General features: G+C 35.6%; 4 protein-coding genes. 1 reads left to right on the top strand and 3 read right to left on the bottom strand.

Annotated elements, in window-relative coordinates; genetic code table 11:
* The 3 genes from AB1414_15380 to AB1414_15390 form a co-directional block, all read right to left on the bottom strand.
* The coding region (locus AB1414_15380; GenBank protein MEW6608801.1) for a UPF0164 family protein at positions 1 to 322 on the bottom strand (322 nt) is incomplete at its 3' end.
* 437 nt (positions 323 to 759) lie between these two features.
* On the bottom strand, positions 760 to 933 hold the full coding sequence (locus AB1414_15385) for a hypothetical protein (protein ID MEW6608802.1): 174 nt from the start codon (positions 931 to 933) through the stop codon (positions 760 to 762).
* 353 nt (positions 934 to 1,286) lie between these two features.
* Positions 1,287 to 2,633 (bottom strand): CpaF family protein, encoded by a 1,347-nt coding sequence (locus AB1414_15390; protein MEW6608803.1) that lies wholly within the window; start codon positions 2,631 to 2,633, stop codon positions 1,287 to 1,289.
* Positions 2,634 to 3,413: 780 nt separating this feature from the next.
* Here AB1414_15390 and AB1414_15395 point away from each other — a divergent pair.
* Positions 3,414 to 4,310 carry a hypothetical protein gene (locus tag AB1414_15395; protein MEW6608804.1) on the top strand — a complete coding sequence of 299 codons (897 nt, stop codon included), beginning with the start codon at positions 3,414 to 3,416 and terminating at the stop codon, positions 4,308 to 4,310.
* Positions 4,311 to 4,996 lie beyond the last annotated feature (686 nt).

Genomic DNA, 4,996 nt, shown 5'->3' on the forward strand with positions numbered 1-4,996 from the left:
AACTTAAACCCAGGGTTTTCTTTGAACCATAAGGCTCAGTATATGCCAAAAATTCATAATTTACCTCTTGGAGCCAATCAGTATGCATCAGAGCAGAAGTCCTTTGTTTAATTTGAGTCAGTCCAGCCGGATTATAATAAATACTATTAACATCATCTGCCACAGCACAAAATGCCTCACCCATAGCAGATGCCCTTGGGCTTATGCCTATCTTTAAAAAATTAGCCCCTGCCTTACCGGCTTTACTACTTATGGCCAAAGCAGGATGAGGTAATAATATCACTCCTATGCCTACGATTAAAATTAATCTTCTCTTTAACATACTTTATACCTCCTAAAGTTTTTTCGGTAATGTCAAAAATTAACCACATTTAATGTCCCATAGGGACAATATATTGGTAGAAATTTATATCCTGTATTAAATCTGAAAGAGATTGTGATGCCCTCATACCAAACAATACCTGAATATGGTCTGGCATTCCGTTTATCACCAATGGTTTATGTTAATTGTTCTTGATAATACCCATGATGTATTTGTATAATTCATCTTTCCATAATTCTACCAATATATCGTTCCTACGGAACTGATTGATTTGTCTATCTATTCCTACCGATATTATGTTCCTAACGGAACGATTATTCTCATACCTTATTTATGGATATTATCCTATGTAAAGTTCCAGTTAATAACTGCTATAACCCCAATCTTTCCCAATCTTTCCTTTAACAAAAAAGGCGTGTTTTGCGTTGATTATTTTCTCACGCAAATCCGCCTTTGTATCTTTCCTTTAGTAGGCTAGCTGGCAAGCCACACTTGTCTAACCCTGACTTTAGAACACAAAAAAATGATAGATAGATAGATAGATAGGAATTTGTTCCTTCATCTTTTTTCTCCTCATACCTTAATTCTCTACAATAGATAATATACCACAAAACTTTAAATTTGTCAAGTCATTTTTGTCATTTTCAGCAAATTATTTTTTCTAATTTATCCAAAACCCTTATAAAATAAGCATTCTTTAATTTTTTGTAAGCGTTCAGGTGTAAATAAGGAGAAAAGGGGAAATGGGGAGAAAGGAAAGGAGTAGGGGAATTAGGTAGCAGAAGGTTTCATCAGTTGTCAATGACATTCTAAATAATATGATTTTCTTACTAAAATAAGAATACTTTTTCCCCTTTTCCCTGATTTCTCCATTTCCCCTTCGTTACACCCTGAACGGTTACAATTTTTTTAACTATGTAACTACAAAATAACCTCCTTTGCTCCTTACCTATTTGATTACAATCTATTTAGTGAATATTCCCGCTGGTGGTTTAATACCTCTTTCTTCAAATACCGGATAAAATTTAGGTTTAATACCAGTTGGTTTTAACTCACCAATGACTTTACCTTTTTCATCTACTGTTTTTTGTTCAAAAACAAATATATCCTGGAGCACAATGACATCATTTTCCATACTTTGAACTTCAGTGATATTAGTTATCTTTCTACTACCATCCTGGAGTCTTTGCTGGTGGACAATCAAATCAATTGCTGAGGCAATTTGTTCTCGAATTGCCCTGACCGGCAACTCCATACCTGCCATAAGTGTCATTGTTTCTATTCTGGATAATGTATCTCTTGGGGAATTAGAATGAACCGTAGTCAGTGAACCGTCATGGCCGGTATTCATTGCCTGTAACATATCCAATGCCTCACCACTGCGGACCTCACCGACAATAATTCTATCCGGCCTCATCCTTAACGCATTACGCACTAAATCCCGTGTGGTAATTTCACCTTTACCTTCAATATTAGGAGGACGCGTCTCAAGGGTAATGATATGTTCCTGCTGAAGTTGTAATTCCGCAGAATCCTCAATCGTCACAATTCTTTCATCCGCAGGTATAAACGATGATAAAACATTTAAAGTAGTTGTTTTTCCTGAGCCTGTTCCACCAGAAACAATAATATTCAATCTTGCCCCAACACATGCCTTCAAGAATTCTCCCATATTGGGTGTTAATGTGCCAAATCTAATCAAATCAGCAATTTGTAACTTTTCTTTAAAAAATTTACGGATGGTTAAAATAGGTCCTTTTAGAGATAAAGGAGGAATAATCACATTCACCCGTGAACCATCTTTAAGTCGAGCATCAACATAAGGAACTGATTCATCTACCCGTCGTCCAATAGGCGATACAATTCGGTCAATTATATGTAAAAGATGTGTATTATCATTGAAGGTAACCTTTGTGCGTTCTATTTTTCCTTGCCGTTCGACATAGATTTGATTGGGACCATTAACCATAATTTCAGAAATAGATGGGTCCTTTAGCAACGGCTCAACAGGTCCTAACCCTAATATCTCATCTAATATCTCCTCTAATATTCGCTCATGTTCTGCCCTTGTTAGAGTCATTCGCTCCTGGGAGGAAATTAATAAAATAGACTCTTCAACCTGGTTTTTTAAAAGGTCTTTCTTTATATTTCCATCTTTATCCTCTAATGCCTTTAAATCAAGGTCGCTGACCAATTTTTCATGCACCTTTACCTTTAATCCTTGTAAAGGCTTATCAATCATTTTTGGTATATGCCTTTCTGCGGTTGTGGCAACTTGTTTTGCCTCTTCTAATCGTTGTAGCAATGACATAAATTAAATTCACCTCCCTTTTCTGTAACCGTTCACCGCAGAGACGCAGAGAAAAAAATTAAAATCTATTTACCAGAGACAAAAATTTCCTTTTTTTTTGCATTTTGGGTCTTTCGTTGTTTATTAATCTTTATATTTTCTTCTCTGTTCCTCTGCGTCTCTGCGGTAAATTACCATTTTTATCCGAGAGACTTCTAAACATATAATCTTTTCTTTCCTCTCGCTATTCTATTTTACTATAATTTTATAATAAAGTCAATTCAAAATATAAAAAATTTGTTGCATAAAATCATTAAGTATGGTATAGTAATACAAAGGTAACTATTCAGCCACAGATGGACACAGATGAGCACGGATAAAAAAAGAGGGCTAGTGTCGTGTTGAACAAATAACGCACGGAATTTGATTCTGGTAACTGGTGATTGGTAACTGGTAATTAAATACCGTTCGATTTAGCTTATGACGAAGCCATTTAACCAGTTACCAGTTACCAATTATCCGTTTGCAGGTTATGAAATCTGATGATACGCCGTACAAAACTTACTCAACACCACACTAGGAACTCGGGCTCAGACACAAGAAATATCCGCAGGATTTAACCCATAAGCGTTAACTAAACCCTCGGCTAAAGCCGGGTAGAAGTTTTCTTCTACCCCACTTTAGTGGAGGGTAGATTGAAAACTTTACCTCTATGACGAACACGCCTTACGGTTTTGGGTCTTTTATCCGTGTCCATCCGTGGCTGAAGAGTTACCTACAAAGATAAAGGGGGTTGTAAAAATGTTAAAAAAATTAGTTATTCTTAGCGTGGTAATTTTTGTAGGAAGTAATAGTTATGCGGGGTTTAAAGATGTAGGCATTGGGGCAAGAAATCTTGGTATGGGTAAGTCTGTTGTATCTGTATGTGATGATATAGAAACTATTTATTGGAATCCGGCTGGCCTGGTTGAACTGGGTGAAATAACAGGAATGAGTTTCAGTCATGCCAGTTTATATGGTGTCAGTAAAGCCAATATGGATTCTTTTTGTATTGTTCAACCTAATGTTTATCTTTTGGAAGGTAACATAGGGCTCATTTATTTAGCGGAAGATGTTGTAGATAAAATATCAGGTGAAACTAAAAAAACTGATATTACAGAAACTACAATTGGATTATCTTATGGAAAAAGGCTAAGATTGAAGAAAAATCTTCCATTTTCTTTATCCACAGGTGGTAATCTTAAATTTTTAAAGGCAGAAGATGCCAGTGATAAACACCGGGGCTATGCCATAGACTTAGGAGTATTAATGAAACCTAAATATGGCACAAAACAACTGCAAAATGTCAGGCTAGGTGTTATGCTGAGAAATATTTTAGCGAGTAATATTAACGACCCTGGTTTTGGATTCAAATTTGGCATAGCAACTAATCTAAATAAAAACTTAACCCTCTGGAAAACAAAAATTGATAATATTCTCATTACAACAGGAATAGCCGATGAAAAAGGAGATTCATTCAAATTCCAGTTAGGAACAGAGGCAATATTTAATCAGAAAATAGCCTGGAGATTAGGATTTTATGGCAGTGATATATCCACGGGATTAGGTTATAAAGGTGTAGATTGGCAAATAGATTATGCCTTTGCCAAATATGACCTGGGCAATACCCATATAATTTCAGCTATGGTAAAATATTAGTAACCGTTCACCGCAGAGACGCAAGAGTTCGCAGAGAGGAAAATATCTTTTTTGTAACCGTTCAGCCGTCTCCATCAGATGGGACAATATTAACTCAAAACTCAAATGTCAAAACTCAAAACCTTAAAACTAATAGAGTTTATAGAGTTAAGAGATTGTAATTACAATAACTCTATGAATTCTCTAAGAGACTGATTGAGATTTATTGCGACTGATGGAGAAGCCTTTAGTTTTAAGTTGTAGTTTTGCGTTTTGAGATTTGAGTTATAGTTACATATTTTTATCTATACCTGAACGGTTACAAATATTAAGGGAAAGTGAACAATAGTTAGTGAAACGGACTATTGTTCACTAACTACCGCTAGTGTCGTGGTGAACAAATAACGCACGGAATTTGATTCTGGTAACTGGTGATTGGTAACTGGTAATTATACTCCAGTGGGGTATAAATTGTGATTATTTAAAGTAATCGGTAATCAGTAATCGGTAATTTGAGATAGCAGGCTACTGCTTGCTCTTTACCGATAACCTGATAACCGATAACTGATAACCGATAACATGAGTTGATAGTAACAGGAAATCACAAAATATGCCTCTCTAAAGTATAAATACCGTTTGGCTGATCTCATGACGAAACTATTTAATCAGTTACCACTTACCAGTTACCAATTACCAATTACCAGTTA

It is taken from the genome of bacterium (assembly GCA_040755795.1).
Taxonomy (GTDB): domain Bacteria; phylum UBA9089; class CG2-30-40-21; order CG2-30-40-21; family SBAY01; genus JBFLXS01.